This is a genomic window from Afipia carboxidovorans OM5 (assembly GCF_000218565.1).
Taxonomy (GTDB): Bacteria; Pseudomonadota; Alphaproteobacteria; order Rhizobiales; family Xanthobacteraceae; genus Afipia; species Afipia carboxidovorans.
Genome location: NC_015684.1, coordinates 138028 through 154591, shown reverse-complemented (window position 1 = coordinate 154591; position 16564 = coordinate 138028). Strand labels below are relative to the sequence as shown.

At 64.1% G+C, this 16564-nt stretch carries 17 protein-coding genes; 10 read left to right on the top strand and 7 right to left on the bottom strand.

All coding sequences use genetic code 11. From position 1 onward, the window contains the following. Window positions 1-242: 242 nt before the first annotated feature. The 3 genes from OCA5_RS00710 to OCA5_RS00700 are packed head-to-tail and all read left to right on the top strand — an operon-like array spanning window position 243 to window position 2918. The gene (locus OCA5_RS00710; RefSeq protein ID WP_012561567.1) at window positions 243-947 is read left to right on the top strand and encodes a Tim44/TimA family putative adaptor protein; all 705 of its coding nucleotides are present in this window, start codon (window positions 243-245) and stop codon (window positions 945-947) included. Next, window positions 925-2322, top strand: coding sequence for a murein transglycosylase A (mltA, locus tag OCA5_RS00705; protein ID WP_013912720.1), 1398 nt, complete (start codon window positions 925-927; stop codon window positions 2320-2322). Before OCA5_RS00710 ends, mltA begins: the two co-directional genes overlap by 23 nt. Continuing rightward, window positions 2319-2918, top strand: a complete 600-nt coding sequence (locus tag OCA5_RS00700) for a Smr/MutS family protein (RefSeq protein ID WP_012561569.1) — start codon at window positions 2319-2321, stop codon at window positions 2916-2918. The genes mltA and OCA5_RS00700 overlap by 4 nt, the downstream gene beginning before the upstream one ends. Before the next feature lie 114 nt (window positions 2919-3032). Here OCA5_RS00700 and hslU read toward each other — a convergent pair whose 3' ends face one another. Then, the gene (gene hslU, locus OCA5_RS00695) at window positions 3033-4334 is read right to left on the bottom strand and encodes an ATP-dependent protease ATPase subunit HslU (protein ID WP_041559540.1); all 1302 of its coding nucleotides are present in this window, start codon (window positions 4332-4334) and stop codon (window positions 3033-3035) included. Between the two features lie 107 nt (window positions 4335-4441). Beyond that, entirely contained in the window at window positions 4442-4993 is a 552-nt protein-coding gene (gene hslV, locus OCA5_RS00690) for an ATP-dependent protease subunit HslV (protein ID WP_012561571.1), read from the bottom strand. 194 nt (window positions 4994-5187) lie between these two features. On the opposite strand from hslV, the gene hisB reads away from it, so the two are divergent. The 7 genes from hisB to coaA all read left to right on the top strand — a co-directional run bounded on the left by hisB (window position 5188) and on the right by coaA (window position 9898). After that, complete coding sequence (hisB, locus tag OCA5_RS00685; RefSeq protein WP_012561572.1) at window positions 5188-5781, top strand: imidazoleglycerol-phosphate dehydratase HisB; 594 nt, start codon at window positions 5188-5190, stop codon at window positions 5779-5781. A 28-nt stretch (window positions 5782-5809) separates the two neighbouring features. Continuing rightward, a complete protein-coding gene (locus OCA5_RS00680) occupies window positions 5810-6307 on the top strand; it encodes a DUF2628 domain-containing protein (RefSeq protein WP_012561573.1) in 498 nt (165 codons plus the stop codon). Continuing rightward, complete coding sequence (hisH, locus tag OCA5_RS00675; protein WP_012561574.1) at window positions 6304-6954, top strand: imidazole glycerol phosphate synthase subunit HisH; 651 nt, start codon at window positions 6304-6306, stop codon at window positions 6952-6954. Before OCA5_RS00680 ends, hisH begins: the two co-directional genes overlap by 4 nt. After that, on the top strand, window positions 6951-7688 hold the full coding sequence (hisA, locus tag OCA5_RS00670; protein WP_041559627.1) for a 1-(5-phosphoribosyl)-5-[(5-phosphoribosylamino)methylideneamino]imidazole-4-carboxamide isomerase: 738 nt from the start codon (window positions 6951-6953) through the stop codon (window positions 7686-7688). The genes hisH and hisA overlap by 4 nt, the downstream gene beginning before the upstream one ends. Continuing rightward, entirely contained in the window at window positions 7688-8461 is a 774-nt protein-coding gene (gene hisF / locus OCA5_RS00665; protein ID WP_012561576.1) for an imidazole glycerol phosphate synthase subunit HisF, read from the top strand. The genes hisA and hisF overlap by 1 nt, the downstream gene beginning before the upstream one ends. Window positions 8462-8541: 80 nt before the next feature. Beyond that, complete coding sequence (locus tag OCA5_RS00660; RefSeq protein WP_012561577.1) at window positions 8542-8871, top strand: phosphoribosyl-ATP diphosphatase; 330 nt, start codon at window positions 8542-8544, stop codon at window positions 8869-8871. Window positions 8872-8941: 70 nt separating this feature from the next. Further along, entirely contained in the window at window positions 8942-9898 is a 957-nt protein-coding gene (gene coaA / locus OCA5_RS00655; protein ID WP_012561578.1) for a type I pantothenate kinase, read from the top strand. A 189-nt stretch (window positions 9899-10087) separates the two neighbouring features. On the opposite strand, the gene olsB is transcribed toward coaA, so the two are convergent. The 5 genes from olsB to OCA5_RS00630 form a co-directional block, all read right to left on the bottom strand. Further along, a complete protein-coding gene (gene olsB, locus OCA5_RS00650; RefSeq protein ID WP_012561579.1) occupies window positions 10088-11047 on the bottom strand; it encodes a l-ornithine N(alpha)-acyltransferase in 960 nt (319 codons plus the stop codon). Between the two features lie 121 nt (window positions 11048-11168). Beyond that, window positions 11169-13391 carry a PAS domain-containing hybrid sensor histidine kinase/response regulator gene (locus tag OCA5_RS00645; protein ID WP_012561580.1) on the bottom strand — a complete coding sequence of 741 codons (2223 nt, stop codon included), beginning with the start codon at window positions 13389-13391 and terminating at the stop codon, window positions 11169-11171. Window positions 13392-13511: 120 nt separating this feature from the next. Beyond that, complete coding sequence (locus tag OCA5_RS00640; RefSeq protein WP_012561581.1) at window positions 13512-13991, bottom strand: hypothetical protein; 480 nt, start codon at window positions 13989-13991, stop codon at window positions 13512-13514. 84 nt (window positions 13992-14075) lie between these two features. Then, on the bottom strand, window positions 14076-15614 hold the full coding sequence (locus OCA5_RS00635) for a YifB family Mg chelatase-like AAA ATPase (RefSeq protein ID WP_012561582.1): 1539 nt from the start codon (window positions 15612-15614) through the stop codon (window positions 14076-14078). Window positions 15615-15718: 104 nt separating this feature from the next. Beyond that, the gene (locus tag OCA5_RS00630) at window positions 15719-16537 is read right to left on the bottom strand and encodes a PAS domain-containing protein (RefSeq protein ID WP_012561583.1); all 819 of its coding nucleotides are present in this window, start codon (window positions 16535-16537) and stop codon (window positions 15719-15721) included. Window positions 16538-16564 lie beyond the last annotated feature (27 nt).

The window sequence follows — 16564 nt, the reverse complement described above, 5'->3', positions numbered from 1 at the left end:
AGTGGCTATCATAGGGCTGGCGCACTCGACAAGGACGGCGCCCGGAAATTGCGGCCAAAAGCTTGGCCGGCTAGCAGGGATTGGGCTAAAATCGCAAGAATTGACGCAAATTGGAGTCCCGGCGCCACCACGTTAAGGGTTTGAGAGGCGTTGGCGCGGCTAGTTTTGTGCTTACATGATATCTGTCAGGTCACTCCCCGGCGCAGCCTGACGGAACACGCCAGATCGGAAAGTGAAGCGACGTGGACATTTACACCATCATATTTTTGGCCCTGGCCGTCTTTATTTTCCTGCGGCTGCGTAACGTGCTCGGCCAGCGTACGGGTAGCGAGCGCCCGCCGTTCGACCGCATCACGCGCGACATGGCGCGCAGCGGCAACGACAACAACGTGGTGAAAATGCCGGGCACGACGATTGACCAGACGCCGCTCGCGCCGGCCGCTGATCCGATCCCCGCGCAGGATCGCTGGAAGGGCATCGCCGAGCCCGACACGCCACTTGCCACCGGCCTCGACGAGGTCGCCGCGGCCGATCCGAGCTTCAACGCGCAGCACTTCGTCTCCGGCGCCAAGAGCGCCTACGAGATGATCGTGCAGGCGTTTGCAAGCGGCGACCGCCGCATGCTGAAGGATCTGTTGTCCGCCGAGGTCTATGACGGGTTCGAAGCCGTCATCAAGGGACGCGAGCAGCGCGGCGAGAAGGTCGAGACGCGGTTCGCCTCGATCGACAAGGCCGCGCTTGTCAGCGCCGGCGTTCGCGACAGGATCGCTCACCTGACTGTTCGTTTCGTCTCGCAGATGATTACCGTGACGCGTGACAAGGACGGTGCGGTCATCGATGGCAACCCCGAAAAGCTCACCGATGTGACCGATGTCTGGACCTTCTCCCGTGATGTTTCCTCCCGCGATCCGAATTGGAAGCTGGTTGGAACGGAAAGCGGACGCTGAGGGGCGCTTTCGCTACGGGAGTGCCGCCGCGCTCGTGTTCGCGGCGGCCGTTCTCACATCCAGTGCGGTGGCCGACGCGCGCAGCCGCCATCAGCCGGCAGCCGCGGAAACGCATCATCCGATAAGGCCGCGGCCTGAAAACATTCACTGGCCGCTCGCCATTCCCGGCGTTCAATATAATCCCGTCGCCTGGAACGACTTGCCGGGCTGGACGACCGACGATCAGTTTGCCGCCTTCAAGACTTTCCGCGTGAGCTGCGCGCCGATCCTCGCACGCAAGCCGAGCAAGCTCAGCGATACGTCCAACAAATCCTCCGACAAATTCCTGGGCGATAGTCTGCGCGGGCCGTGCCACGTCGCGCGGGAGGCGAAGGTCAAGGACGCAGCGACTGCGCGCGCATTCTTCGAGAAGGAATTTGCGCCGGTCATGATCTCGCGCCTCGGTGAGGATGCGGGATTCGTCACCGGCTATTACGAGCCGATCGTCGAGGGCTCGCGCACCAAAACCGATGTCTACACCATCCCGGTCTATCGCCGCCCGTCGAACCTGTTCGTGCGCGGCTACAGTCAGGCCTCGCCGAGCCTGCCCAACAAGGGCGACGTGTTTCGCAAGATCGGCCGCCGTAAGCTGGTGCCGTATTACGATCGCGGGCAGATCGAGGATGGCGCTATTGCCGGCCGCGGTCTCGAAATCGTCTGGCTGAAGAACCAGACCGATCTATTGTTCATCCAGATTCAGGGCTCGGCACGTATCAAGCTGGCGGACGGGTCGATGGTGCGGATCAATTACGATTCGCATAATGGTTTTCCCTACACACCGATCGGCCGGGTTTTGATCGAGCGCAACATCATCCCCAGAGACCAGATGTCGATGCAGCGCATCCGCGAATACATGGAGCAGAATCCGGGCGCGGCCGATGAGTTGCGGCGGCAGAATCGCTCCTACATCTTCTTCCGCGAAGTGCCGCTCAAGGCCGATGACGAGGCGGTCGGCGCGCAAGGCGTGCCGCTCACCGCAGGCCGCTCGATCGCGGTCGACAAGGCGCTGCATGTCTACGGCACGCCGTTTTATATCGATGGCGATCTGCCGATCGAGAAGGATACGTCCAACACGCCGTTCCGCCGCCTGATGGTGGCGCAGGATACAGGTTCGGCCATCGTCGGCCCGGCGCGCGCCGACCTTTACTTCGGCGCGGGCGTCGAGGCCGGGAAGATCGCGGGACGCATCAAGGACGCTGCGCGCTTCACCATGCTGCTGCCGAAGGCGCTCGATCCGGTCGCGCATGGCAAGACCGTGCCGCTGCCCGAGGCGCGCCCGGTCCAGAAGAAGCCGAAGCCGAAACGCCGTGGCCGCCGCCACGCGGAGGCGACATGAAGCGCGGCCGTCCGCCAGATCTGTCGCCGCCACCCGCACGCCGCCGTCGCGCACTCGATGCCGAAGAGCGTGCGCTGTGGGAGACGGTGACGAAGCAGATCAAGCCGCTGCGCCGGCGAAAACCAAAAGAGCTGGAGGTTGCAGCCGAGGCGGGCGAGGAGGTGGCTGCGCCTCAAGGCGCACGGGCGCGCTCGTCACGCGCGTCTGAGGCATCAAAGCCAACAGTGACAGCACCTCGGCCGAAAGCGCCGCCACCGCTCGTCACATTGGGCCGGCGGGAGCGAACGCATCTCGCCCGCGGCCGCAAGGAGATCGAGGCGCGGCTCGATCTGCATGGCATGACGCAGGCCCGCGCGCATCGCGCGCTGATCGGCTTCGTCACCTCGTCGAGCGAGAACGGATTGACGTTCGTGCTGGTCATCACCGGCAAGGGCCGCAGCGGCGCGCTGGATGCCGAGCGCGGCGTGCTGCGCCGTCAGGTGCCGGAGTGGCTCGGCCTGCCGGAGCTTCGTCGCTTCGTCGTCGGCTTCGAGGAAGCATCGATCGGCCATGGCGGTGCCGGCGCGCTTTATGTGCGGCTGCGGCGGGCGAGGTAGATGATCGAGGTCATTCCGGACATCTCGCGAAAGCGGGATGATCAGGAGTCTCTCAATCGACCATCGAAAGATTCCGGGTTCGCGGGTTTCACCCGCGCCCCGGAATGACGTGCCTCACAAAATAAACCGGCTCAGATCGGTGTTTTTCGCCAGATCACCGATGTGCTTCTGCACATAGGCAGCATCGATCGTAATGGTCTGCCCGTTCATGTCAGGCGCATGGAACGAGACTTCGTCGAGCACTCGCTCCATCACCGTCTGCAATCGACGCGCGCCGATGTTTTCGACGGAAGAATTGACCGACACCGCGACGTCGGCGAGCGCGTCGATCGCCTCATCGGTGATCTCCAGCGTGACGCCTTCGGTTTTCATCAGCGCGATATATTGCTTGATGAGCGAGCCTTCCGGCTCGGTCAGAATGCGGCGCAGATCATCGCGGGTCAGCGCCTGCAGTTCGACGCGGATCGGCAGGCGGCCCTGCAACTCCGGCAATAGGTCGGACGGCTTTGCGATATGAAACGCGCCGGACGCGATGAACAGGATATGGTCGGTCTTCACCGGTCCGTGCTTGGTCGAGACGGTGGTGCCCTCGATCAAGGGCAGCAGGTCGCGCTGCACGCCCTCGCGCGAAACGTCGCCGGTGCGTGCGCCATCGCGGACGCAGATCTTGTCGACCTCGTCGAGGAATACGATGCCGTTGTTCTCGACCACATGGATCGCATCGCGGGTCAGCGCCTCGTCGTCGAGCAGCTTGTCGGATTCCTCGTTGACCAGTACCTCGTGAGAATCCTCAACCGTAAGCCGCCGCGTCTTGGTGCGGCCGCCCATCTTGCCGAAAATATCGCCGAGCGAGATCGCGCCCATCTGCGCGCCGGGCATCCCTGGAATTTCGAACATCGACGGTCCGCCGCCCGCCTGGGTCTCGACCTCGATTTCCTTGTCGTTGAGTTCACCGTCACGCAGCCGGCGGCGGAATGACTCGCGCGTGCCACTGGAGGCATTGGCGCCAACCAGCGCGTCGAGCACGCGCTCTTCCGCGGCAAGCTGGGCGCGGGCGCGCACGTCCTTGCGCTTCTTCTCGCGGGTCTGGGCGATGGCGACGTCGACAAGGTCGCGCACGATCTGTTCGACGTCGCGGCCGACATAACCCACTTCCGTGAACTTCGTCGCCTCCACCTTGAGGAATGGCGCACCGGCAAGCTTGGCGAGCCGCCGCGCGATCTCGGTCTTGCCGACGCCGGTCGGCCCGATCATCAGAATATTTTTCGGCAACACTTCCTCGCGCAGCCCGCCTTCGAGCTGCAGCCGCCGCCAGCGGTTGCGCAGCGCGATTGCGACCGCGCGCTTGGCGTCGTTCTGGCCGACAATGAAGCGGTCGAGTTCGGAGACGATTTCGCGGGGAGAAAAGTCGGTCATGGGTTTCATCTTCTTGCCCTCTCCCCTTGTGGGAGAGGGTGGCGCGAGCCGGGTGAGGGGTTTGCCGGGTGAGGTTACGCTCCTCACCAAGTCGCGCGTGAACGCGCTTATGCCGTCAGCGCCTCGATGGTGACGTTGCGGTTGGTATAGACGCAGATATCGGCAGCGATTTCGAGCGAACGACGCACGATGGTTTCGGCGTCGTGCTCGGAATCGGACAGCGCGCGGGCGGCGGCCAGCGCATAATTGCCGCCGGAGCCGATCGCCATCACGCCGTCTTCGGGCTCCAGCACGTCGCCGGTGCCGGTCAGTACCAGCGACACCTCCTTGTCGGCGACGATCATCATTGCCTCAAGGCGGCGCAGGTAGCGATCGGTTCGCCAGTCCTTGGCGAGTTCGACGCAGGCGCGGGTCAACTGCCCCGGATATTGTTCGAGCTTGGCCTCCAGCCGCTCGAACAGCGTGAAGGCGTCGGCGGTGGCGCCGGCGAAGCCGCCGATCACATCGCCCTTGCCGAGCTTGCGGACCTTCCGGGCATTGGACTTGATCACGGTCTGGCCGATCGAAACCTGGCCGTCGCCGCCGATGACCACCCGTCCGCCCTTGCGGACGGTGAGGATCGTGGTGCCGTGCCAGCTCTCGGCTTGCGAATTTTGCATATGGTCTATCCCCTGACTGGCTCCCATTTAGGAAGCTCGCGCGGCGGATGCAAACTTATGGCTGGGAGGCCCGGAATCCGCAAAATCCGGTCACCATAGCCGCGAATGGGAGGCTCCCCGGCGACTGTTGCAGTAGCGAAGGCGTCATCCGCCTGTTAAAAGGCGCTCAAAATTGGGTTCTGGAGCGAATTTTCATGCGCACGGCCACGATCAAGCGCAAGACCAAGGAGACTGACATCGCCGTCAGCGTCAATCTCGACGGCACTGGCGCCTCCGACGTCGCGACCGGCATTGGGTTTTTCGACCACATGCTGGACCTTCTGGCGCGCCACTCGGGCATCGACATCACGGTGAAGGCGAATGGCGACCTGCATGTCGACCATCACCACACCACGGAGGATGTCGGCATCGCGCTCGGTCAGGCGGTGAAGCAGGCGCTGGGCGACATGGCGGGCATCACCCGCTATGCGGGCGTGCATCTGCCGATGGACGAGACGCTGTCGCGCGTCGTGATCGACATTTCCGGCCGTCCGGTGCTGGTGTTCAAGGTGGAATTCCCGCGCGACAAGATCGGCGAGTTCGACACCGAGCTGGTGCGCGAGTGGTTTCAGGCGTTCGCAATGAATGCCGGCATCACGCTGCATGTCGAGACCTTGTATGGCGAGAACAGCCATCACATCTCGGAATCCTGCTTCAAGGGGCTCGCGCGCGCGCTGCGCGCCGCGGTCGCGATTGATCCGCGTGCGAATGGTGCGGTGCCCTCGACCAAGGGTCAGTTGGGCGGCTAGCGCGAAAGCGCTCCGCCGGAGACGAGAGATGCCGGTTTACACCGTCCACGCCCCGAAAAGCCTCGGTGATAACGTGCGCGCCGCGCCGGAAAAGGTCGTGTTCGTGCGCGACGGCTTTTACGTGTGGGCGTTCCTGCTCGGCTTCCTCTGGATCATCCGTCATCGGCTGTGGCTGGTGCTGCTCGGTTATATCGTGGTGCAGATCGCGGCCGAGGTAGCGTTGCAGATGAGCCGCGCGCCGGCCATTGCGCATTTCGTGGTGATGGGCGTAATCGCGCTGTTTCTCGGCGCCGAAGCGGGCTCGTTGCGGCGCTGGACGTTGTCGCGCCGCAAGTGGCGGCAGATCGGCCTTGTTGCGGCCGAGAATGAAGAGGCTGCGGCACAGCGCTTCTTCGAGCGGCTTTCCGCTGCCGGTATTGCAGCTGCGACGAGGCCCGTAACTGCCGCGAAAATGCCGATGCCGCATTCCTCCATCGCCATGCCCGACGCGGCAGGTTTCTTTCCGATGCCGGGTGGCTCGCGGTGAGCGTTGCGCTGATCGATTACGGCTCCGGCAATCTGCACTCGGCGGCGAAAGCTTTCGAGCGTGCTGCGCGCGCGCTGGAACTGCCGGAAAAGATCATCGTCACCCGCGACCCCGAGATCGTCTATCGCGCCGATCGTATCGTGCTGCCGGGCGTCGGCGCGTTTGCCGATTGCCGCAAGGGCCTCGATGCGCTTGACGGCATGGTCGATGCCATGACGCAAGCCGTGCACGACAAGGCGCGTCCGTTCTTCGGCATCTGTGTCGGCATGCAGTTGCTGGCGACGCAGGGCAAGGAGCATGTCACGACGCCGGGGCTCGACTGGATTGCGGGCGACGTTGAAAAGATCGCGCCGCGCGACGAGAGCCTGAAGATTCCGCATATGGGCTGGAACACGCTCGATCTCGTCCGTGAGCATCCGGTGCTGGAAAAATTGCCGCTCGGCGACAAGGGCCGTCACGCCTATTTCGTGCACTCCTATCACCTTAACGCTGCGAGCGAGAGCGATATTGTCGCGCGCGCCGATTACGGCGGGCCGCTGACCGCGATCGTTGCCAAGGACACGATCTTCGGCACGCAGTTTCATCCCGAGAAGAGCCAGCGCTTCGGCCTCGTTCTGATCGCCAATTTTCTGAAGTGGAAGCCGTGATCCTCTTTCCTGCCATCGATCTGAAGAACGGTCAGTGCGTGCGTCTCGAGCAGGGCGACATGGCGCGCGCGACCGTGTTTAACCTCGATCCGGCCGCGCAGGCGCGCAGCTTTCAGGATCAGGGATTCGAATATCTGCATGTCGTCGATCTCGATGGCGCGTTCGCGGGCAAGCCGCAAAATGCGCAAGCCGTCGAGGCGATGCTGAAGACCGTGACGATGCCGGTGCAGCTTGGCGGCGGCATTCGCGACATGGCGACGCTTCAAGCATGGCTCGACAAGGGCATTGCGCGCGTCATCATCGGCACCGCCGCGGTGCGCGATCCGGCCTTTGTGAAAGAAGCCGCGAAGAAACATCCCGGCCGTGTCGCGGTGGGTCTCGATGCGCGCGACGGTAAGGTCGCGGTGGAAGGCTGGGCGGAAACGTCGACCGTCACCGCGCTCGAGATCGCGCAGCGCTTCGAGGATGCCGGCGTTGCCGCGATCATCTTTACCGACATCGCGCGCGATGGCCTGCTCAAGGGCCTCAATCTCGATGCGACCATTGCGCTTGCGGATGCGATCTCGATTCCGGTGATCGCCTCCGGCGGCCTCGCCTCGATCGACGATGTGAAGGCGCTGCTCACGCCGCGCGCCAAAAAACTCGAAGGCGCGATCTCCGGCCGCGCGCTCTATGACGGCCGCATCGATCCGGCCGAGGCGCTGGCGCTGATCAAAGCGGCGAGGGCGGCCTGATGTTCAAGGTTCGCGTCATTCCCTGTCTCGACGTCAAGGACGGCCGCGTCGTCAAGGGCGTGAATTTCGTCGGCCTGCGTGATGCCGGCGATCCGGTGGAAGCTGCGATTGCCTATGGCGCGGCGGGTGCGGACGAGCTTTGCTTTCTCGATATCACTGCGACGCATGAGAACCGCGGTACCATTCTCGACGTGGTCAAGCGCACGGCGGAAGCCTGCTTCATGCCGGTCACGGTCGGTGGCGGCGTGCGCACGGTAGATGATATCCGAACGCTGCTCAACCACGGCGCCGACAAGGTCTCGATCAATTCGGCCGCGGTCAGCCGCCGCGAATTCGTGAAGGAAGCGGCGGAGAAATTCGGCAACCAGTGCATCGTGGTTGCGATCGACGCCAAGCGCGTCGCGCGCTCGGGCAGCGACCGCTGGGAAATCTTCACCCATGGCGGGCGCAAGGAAACCGGCATCGATGCGATCGAATATGCGCAGGAAGTGGTCGCGCTCGGCGCCGGCGAAATTCTCCTGACCTCGATGGATCGTGACGGTACCAAGCAGGGCTTCGACATTCCGCTGACGCGCGCTATTGCCGACAGCATCACCGTGCCGGTGATCGCCTCGGGCGGCGTCGGCAATCTCGATCATCTGGTCGCGGGCATTCGCGAGGGTCACGCCACGGCGGTGCTCGCGGCCTCGATTTTCCATTTTGGCGAATTCACGGTCCGGCAGGCCAAGGAGCATATGGCCCGCGCAGGCCTGCCGATGCGGCTTGACCCGTGAGCACCAACCGGTTTTTTGATAGGGCGGCGGCCCGGTAGCCCCACCGCCCTGAATGCAATCTTAAGGGTAAGGGACACCCAATGAGCGGCTTCACTATTCATGACCTCGCCGGCGTCATTGACGCCCGCGCCGCCTCGAGCGGCGAGGTGTCCTATACGCGCAAGCTGCTCGACAAGGGCGTGGAGCATTGTGCGAAGAAGCTCGGCGAGGAAGCGATCGAGGTGGTGATCGCAGCCGTCGAGCAGAACAGCATGCGCGAGCGGGTCATTGCCGAGAGTGGGGATTTGCTTTTTCACCTTCTGGTTCTGCTGAAGGCGCGGGGCGTTTCGCTGGCCGAAGTCGAGGCTGAACTCGAACGCCGGACAAAAATGTCGGGTCTCGAGGAAAAAGCCTCGCGCAAGGGCGATTGAGCAGGCAAAATTTTTGCATCTCCGGGAAGGCGTCCGCCGGGCCGGCATCCAAACGAAAAGAGACTGGCTCATGACGACCGGAGCCGAACTGCAAAAGTACGATCCCTACCGCACCTTCACGCGCGAGCAGTGGGCGAAGCTGCGCGACGATACGCCGATGACGTTGCGGGCGGAGGAGATCGAGCGGATGCACTCGATGCTTGACCGCCTGGATATCAAGGAGGTCGAGGAGATCTATCTGCCGCTGTCGCGGCTGCTGTCGTTTTACGTCTCCGCGGCGCGGCGGTTGTTCGAATCCGAGCGGCGCTTCCTGCGCATCCGCGATCGCAAGATGCCCTACATCATCGGCGTGGCGGGCTCGGTCGCGGTCGGCAAGTCCACCACTGCGCGCGTGCTGCAGGCGCTGCTGGCACGCTGGTCGCCGAAGCCGAAGGTCGATCTCATCACCACCGACGGTTTCCTGCATTCCAACGCCTATCTCGAGCGCGCGGGCTTGATGGACAAGAAGGGTTTTCCGGAGAGCTACAATCTCGGCGCGCTGCTGACGTTTCTAAGCGACATCAAGGCGGGACGCCGTGACGTGCGCGCGCCGGTCTATTCGCATCTCACCTATGACATCGTGCCGAACGAGACCATCGAGATCGATCAGCCCGATATCCTGATCGTCGAAGGCCTGAACGTGCTGCAGACCGGGCGGTTGCCGGCCGACGGCAAGGCCGTGCCGTTCATCTCCGACTTCTTCGATTTCTCGGTCTATATCGATGCCGATGAAAGCACGCTACAGGAATGGTACGCCGCGCGCTTTCTCAAGCTGCGCGACACCGCGTTCAGTGATCCGCGATCCTACTTTCATCGCTATGCCGGGCTCTCCGACGAGGCCGCGCGCGAGAAAGCGCTGTCGATCTGGAACAAGATCAACCGCGTCAATCTGCGTGAGAACGTGCTGCCGACGCGCCCGCGCGCGACGCTGATCCTGAAAAAAGGCAGCGACCATGTGGTGGAGCGGGTGTCGCTGCGGCGGCTTTAAAAGCCAGGGCCTACCTTGTCATGCGTGGGCTTGACCCGCGCATTCATCTTGAATTTTCAGGTTACATGCCCCGGATGCATTGCAACGCGAAGCGGTGCACGGCTGATCCGGGGTCGCTAAGCATGGGATCTGAACGGTCCCGGCTCTGCGAAGCGACGTTGCACGTCGCATCGCGTTCGGACAACAGAGCTACGCCGCGTGGCGGCTCGCGTCGGCGCCGAAATGGCCGATATAGCGCGAGGCGATCGCGGCGACCGGCATCACTACTAATACGTCGGTGGTGCCGAACTGGTGGTCGATCACCGCGCCGTCGCCGATGAAGGCACCGAGCCGCAGATAGCCCTTGATGAGCGGCGGCAGTTCGCGCAGTGCCGCCTTGGGGTCGATCGTTTCCTTCGCCATGCGGTTCATCGCGATATAGCGGGACGCCTGCGCGCGGGTGCGCCACTCGGCGGGTGCAGCGGCATAGTGGTGTAGGAATGACAGCGGTAGCGCGAGACGGTCGGGATCGGTGCCGGCAAGGCTCGCGCACCCGATCATCACGTCGATGCCGTGGCGGCGAACGTAGGTCCAGATGCCATGCCACAGAAGTTCGACGGTGCGTTTGGTGCGGTAGGACGGTAGCACGCAGGAGCGGCCGAGCTCGAGAAAGCGCAGATTGCCGTGACGCTCGACAAGAGCCGAGATGTCGAACTCATCGTCGGAATAGAAGCCGCCGTGGTGCTCCGCCACGTCCTGGCGCAGCAGGCGATAGGTGCCCACCACGCGCTGCTTGCCGCTGAGCGTCGGCTTCGCGGCATGATCGATGACAAGGATGTGGTCGCAGAATTTGTCGAACACGTCCTTGTCGCGCCGGGCCAGCAGCGTCGGTGCATCCGCGATCGCATGGCCGTCCCGATAGAAAACCTTGTAACGCAGCTTCTGCGCGCGTTTCACGTCATCGCGCGTGGTGGCAAGCCGCACTTCGAGCTCGCCGAGGCGGCCGAGCGTATCGATGCGTGGAGTTACCGCCTCGAACCGAAGGAAATCGCCGCGGCGCGCGGGCTTCAGCCAGGTGGCGGCGGTCGTGGCTGCGGTGCGTGCAAGGTCGGGCTTGAGCCAGGTTTGCATCGCGCCGGGCTTGAAGCCGGCATCCGTGTCGCCACGCATCGTGATCCCCGCGGCGCTTCGTCGAATCGGTCAGAAGCGCTTCCGCGGGTGATAAAGCACGGCTAGCCCAATGGTTTTATGACAGTGCCGCGCGTGCTGCGTGCGACAGAACAATGACGGCTCATGCGGCGAGATGCGCCGGTGTCACGTCGCGCAATGCCTGCACGAGGTTGTCGCGGTCGAGCGGCTTGACGAGAAAGCCGTCCATGCCCGCCTCGAAGCAGGCGTAGCGATCCTCAACCAATGCGTTGGCAGTCAGCGCAAGGATCTTTGTGCGCGGAAGGCCACGCTCCGCCTCACGCGCGCGAATGGCACGCACGGTCTCGATGCCGCTCAGGTGCGGCATCTGCACATCCATCAGCACCGCGTCATAACGCGTGCCGGCCGTTTCCGCCGCGATCCAGGATTCCAGCGCCGCGCGGCCGTCGGTGCAGAGAACGGCTTCATGGCCGAGCTTGGTGAGCAGCGAGCGGATCAGCAGTGCATTGATCTCATTGTCTTCGGCAACAAGGATCGAAAGCTGTTTCGGTGTCTGTGGGCGCGGAAGCGGAGCTTCATCCGGCAAGTCCGGCGCGGTAGTGGAGGCGTCAGTGGTGAGGCGTGCTGCAAGCGAGGCTGCGCGCACCGGTTTGACGAGATAACCGGTGAACGCTGTCATCTCGGCCGGCTGCACATCGTGGCGCTCCGCCGGCGTGAACATCGCGATGCAATGAGCGGCAACCGCGGCCGCGCGGCGCCCGAACGCCTGCACGGCATCCGCGCCCAGCGCGTGATCGATCAGCACGGCATGCCAGGCGCGCTCCGGCAGCAGCGCCTCGGCAATGGCGAGGTCAGTGGTTTCGCACACTTGCGCGCCCCAGCGTGCGAGCCGCCGCGCCAGCAGCGACGAGGCAATTGCGTGCGGTGTCACCACCATCACAGCTTTGCCAGCAAGATCCGGCATGGGTGCTGCCGGGGCGGAAGTGTCGGCCGCTTCCAGAGGAATCGAGACCTCGAATGTGGTACCGCGGCCGATAGCGCTTTCCAGCGCGATGCGCCCACCCATCCGCCGCACTATGCGTTCGCTGATGGCAAGGCCAAGCCCGGTGCCGCCATATTCGCGCGCGATTTCTTCGCCCGCCTGTTCGAACTCGCGGAAGATGCGCTGCTGCGCATCGGGCGCGATGCCGATGCCGGTATCGCGAATGAGGAAGCTGATTTCGTTCGGCCAGATGCCGGGTTCGGCGATCAGCGCAACGCCGCCCTCGGCGGTAAATTTCACCGCGTTGCTTGCGAGGTTGAGCAGCACCTGCCGCAGCCGCGCGGCATCACCGATCACCTCGCGCGGCAACCGCTCGTCGACATAGGATGCGATCTCGATCTGACGGGCCTGCGCGCGCGGCGCGAGCAGTTCGGTGATCTCCTCGATCATTGCGCCGAGATGGAAAGGTCGGTGCTCGAGGTCGATCTTGCCGGCCTCGATCTTGGAGAAGTCGAGCAACTCTTCGACCAGCGACACCAGCGCCTCGCCGGAATCCTTCACCGCTTTTGCGTAAGCAGCCTGCTCGGGATTGAGCTGGGTGTCGAGCAGGAGGTTGCTCATGCCGAGGATGCCGTTCAGCGGGGTGCGGATTTCGTGCGACGCGACGGCGAGGAATTTCGATTTGGCGCGATTGGCGGAGACGGCGTGGTCGCGCGCGAGCCCGAGGGCATGCTCGCTCTCGGCGCGGTCGGTCACATCGCGGCCGACGCATTGCAGCTCGGCGCCCTGGTTGGCGTTGGGGCGCACCAGCGTCTCGCGCCATGCGATCCAGCGCGGGCCGAACGCGGTTTGAATCTTCTGGTCGTGCACGCGGGTGCCGCCGGGTTCGGTCGCGTCGTCACCCTGCTCGATCACCGGCAGAGTGCGGGTGCTGCCGAGCAGGTCGCTGCGCGGTTTGCCGGCGTAATGGCAGAACGTGTCGTTGACAAAGGTGAGGCGTCCGCGTGCATCGCGCAGCGCGATCAGGTCGCTTTGCGATTCGAACAGGCTTCGCGCGCGCTCCTCGGCTTCCTTCAATTCCCAATTGCGGTCGATCAGCGCTTCGTTATGCAGCGCGAGCTTGCGCATATTTTTCTTCAGCCAGCGCATCCGCATGCTGAGGGTGGCGAGTGCGAGGCAGGCGAGCGCGAACAGAAAACTGATGCCGAGCGCAAAGGCCTGCGGGTCATAGCCCGCGGTCTCCGACACACTGCCGCGGATGAAGCCGTAGGCCGCGCCGAAGGTTGCGGTGAAGATCAGGAGATAGCGGATCGTGCTGACGATCCGGCGATTGCGGCGGGTAAGCCTGCGCAGCGTCAGTCGCAACTGCTTGATCCCGTCCATGAACCGCCCCCGCTGCCTGTCGCCTCGACCGCTTGTCCGCGAGAGTGCCGCCGCAGCGTTGCGAATGGCTTGAGGCTTGAGGCCTTCGCGGGGCGCGATGCAAAGATGGCTAACAGAGTCTTAAAGCTGCGAGAGCACCAGCTGGCCCGGCTGGGGCGCGGCGCCGATCAGAAGCGCAGCGGCATCGCGAACCGACACCTTGGTCGAATTCACATAGAGGCGATAATCGCCGGGCTGTTCGGAGAGGTAGATGATCGGCTCGGAGGCCTTCTGGTGCTCGGCGATCGCAACGTAATGCATCGCCGCAGTTACCGGGCAGCCCTGCCGGGTCGGCGCAGCGTCGGGCGAGGCATCCACGTCGTCCACGACGGTAAAGTCGGCCATCTCGGGGCTGTCGACAAGCTGCACGCGCACCGTTGCGCGGCTCGCGTCATCGGTGAAGGAGACATGTTGCTGCGGCTGCCACGGCGCGGTGGCAATCTGCACCGAGGTATGCCCCACCGCGATGCAGGGTTGCGAGGCGGTGGTGAACTGCCCGCCCGCCAGAATGCCGACGGCGAGAAGGGGAATGGATGAGGCGAGCATCCGGAAATGCAACATGGCGAGACTCAACGCTTACACAACAAATGGCCACGGCGTGCCATGGTTTGGAAAGTGTAAAGAGCGATCGTTACTGTGCGGTTATCAGGCCGCGCGTTGCACGTCTTCGGCGAGCACGCGGTAGGACAACGCCTCCGCGAGGTGGATGCGGCCGATCGTGTCCGCGCCGTCGAGGTCGGCGAGCGTGCGTGCCACCCGCAGCACGCGGTGATAGCCGCGTGCGGACAGCCGCATGCTGTCGGCCGCCTCGCGCAGCAGCGTGCCGCCCGCGGTATCGAACGCCGCAACCTCGTCGAGCACCGCGGCCGGCGCTTCGGCATTGGTGCGGATATGCGGCAGGCCGAGTGCCGCATAACGGGCAAGCTGAATGTCGCGCGCCGCTGCGACACGCGCGGCAACCTCGCGCGAGCCTTCCGCCGGCGGTGGCAGCAAAAGATCGGAGGCACTGACCGCAGGCACTTCGATGCGCAGATCGATGCGATCGAGCAGCGGCCCGGAAAGCCGCGCCTGATAGTCGGCGCTGCAACGGTCGGGCCGTCCGCGCTTGCAGGAAAAGCCCGGTTCATAGGCCTGCCCGCAGCGGCATGGGTTCATCGCAGCGACCAGCATGACGCGCGCCGGATAGGTGATGCGGTGGTTGGCGCGGGCAACCGAGACCTCGCCGTTCTCAAGCGGCTGGCGCAGCGAATCGAGCACGCGCGCATCGAATTCCGGCAGTTCGTCGAGAAACAGCACGCCGTGATGGGCGAGCGAAATCTCCCCCGGCCGTGCCCGCAGGCCGCCGCCGGTCAGCGCCGCCATGCTCGCGGAATGATGCGGGGCGCGGAACGGCCGCTTCGAGGTTAGTGCGCCGCCGTTGAGCTCGCCGGCCACGGAGGCAATCATCGAAATCTCGAGCAACTCCGCAGGCGAGAGCGGCGGCAGGATCGAGGGCAGCCGTGCGGCGAGCATCGATTTGCCCGAGCCGGGAGCACCCACCATCAGGAGATGATGACCTCCGGCGGCTGCGATCTCGAGCGCGCGCTTGGCGCTTTCCTGGCCCTTGATGTCGCGCAGGTCGAGCGTCTCGGCGCCTGCTTCCGCGATCTTCGGCGTCGGCCGCGACAGCACCTGCGTGCCCTTGAAGTGATTGGCGATCTGGATCAGCGAAGCGGCGGCAATGATGGCAAGCTCCGGGCTTGCCCAGGCTGCCTCCGCACCGCAGGCGGCGGGGCAGATCAGACCGTGATCGTGTGCATTGGCGCCGATCGCGGCCGGCAGCACACCTGCGACCGGAGCAATCGAACCATCGAGGCCGAGTTCGCCGAGCACCGTGAAGCCCGCGAGCGCATCGGGCGGGATTGCGCCGATGGCTGCCATCAGGCCGAGCGCGATCGGCAGATCGTAATGGCTGCCTTCCTTCGGCAGATCGGCGGGCGCGAGATTGACGGTGATGCGTCGCGCCGGCAGCGCGAGTCCCGAGGCAATCAACGCCGCCCGGACCCGTTCGCGCGCTTCCGACACGGCCTTGTCCGGCAGACCGACAATGGTGAAGGCAGGCAGGCCCGGCGCGACCTGAACCTGGACATCGACGGCGCGCGCCTCGATGCCCTCAAAGGCCATGGTGGAGACGTGCTGAACCATCTGTGAGTCCACCTCGCGCCAACGGGCTGGTGGAACTTTACCCCTTTAACGGGTCAATGCAAGAACATTAAAAGAACAAAATAGGATAGCGTTGCAGAAACGCATCAGGCGAGGCTGGGCACCAGAGCGACATTGTCGGAAATGCGCTGCGGCAGGCGGGGCCGCAATTTCAGTCCGAAGACATGGGGAAAGCGCATCAGCTCGATATCGAAATTGGCCGATGGCACCGGAATCAATCCGCTGGAGACGTTCGGCCCATAAAGCCGGCCCCAGACGTCGACCCCCGCAAACTGCGGGATTTCCGAGAGCCGCAGATTGCCGATGCTGCGGGTAAACCCCAGCATGTCGCGGGCCCGGTCGTTCATCATGATGACCCAGCCGTCCTTGGTGTGGCCGACATCGTTGGCGATCGGGCAGGCCACAACCATGGCGTCGGGCGCGGTCCGGAAAAGCTGGTCGTAGACTTCCTTGTGGTGGTCGATCAGCTCGGAATAGACCACGAGGCAGACGGCGGTGTCGGCAATCGGCACCGGCAGAATCAGCCGCTGCCAGATCTTGCCGTTCTGCGTGGTCGGCAGCGTATAGCGCAGGCAGGCCGGAATGAGGTCGTCGGCGACCTTGCGATAGACCCGCGCATATTCCCCGCGCATCGGATTGCCGCTGGTCGAGAGCAGCGAGCCCGCACGGTCGCGACCGATGGCTCTTTGAATCTCCGCGCCGACATAGGTGTAGACGAAGTCGTCGCCCGCGGTCATCAGGAAGACGAGACGGTCGCGCAGCGGGTAGTTCGATTCCTCGGTCAGCCGCTGCAGCGTCAGGTCGCCGGTGGCGTAGAGGGTTTTCCACTTCGCCCAGAGGTATTCCATCGCGGCCGTCGTGAGCTCGCGCGGAATCGATGTGCCGCTGAAGACTTCGAGGGACATGAAAGGGCGATCTGCAATTGATGCGGA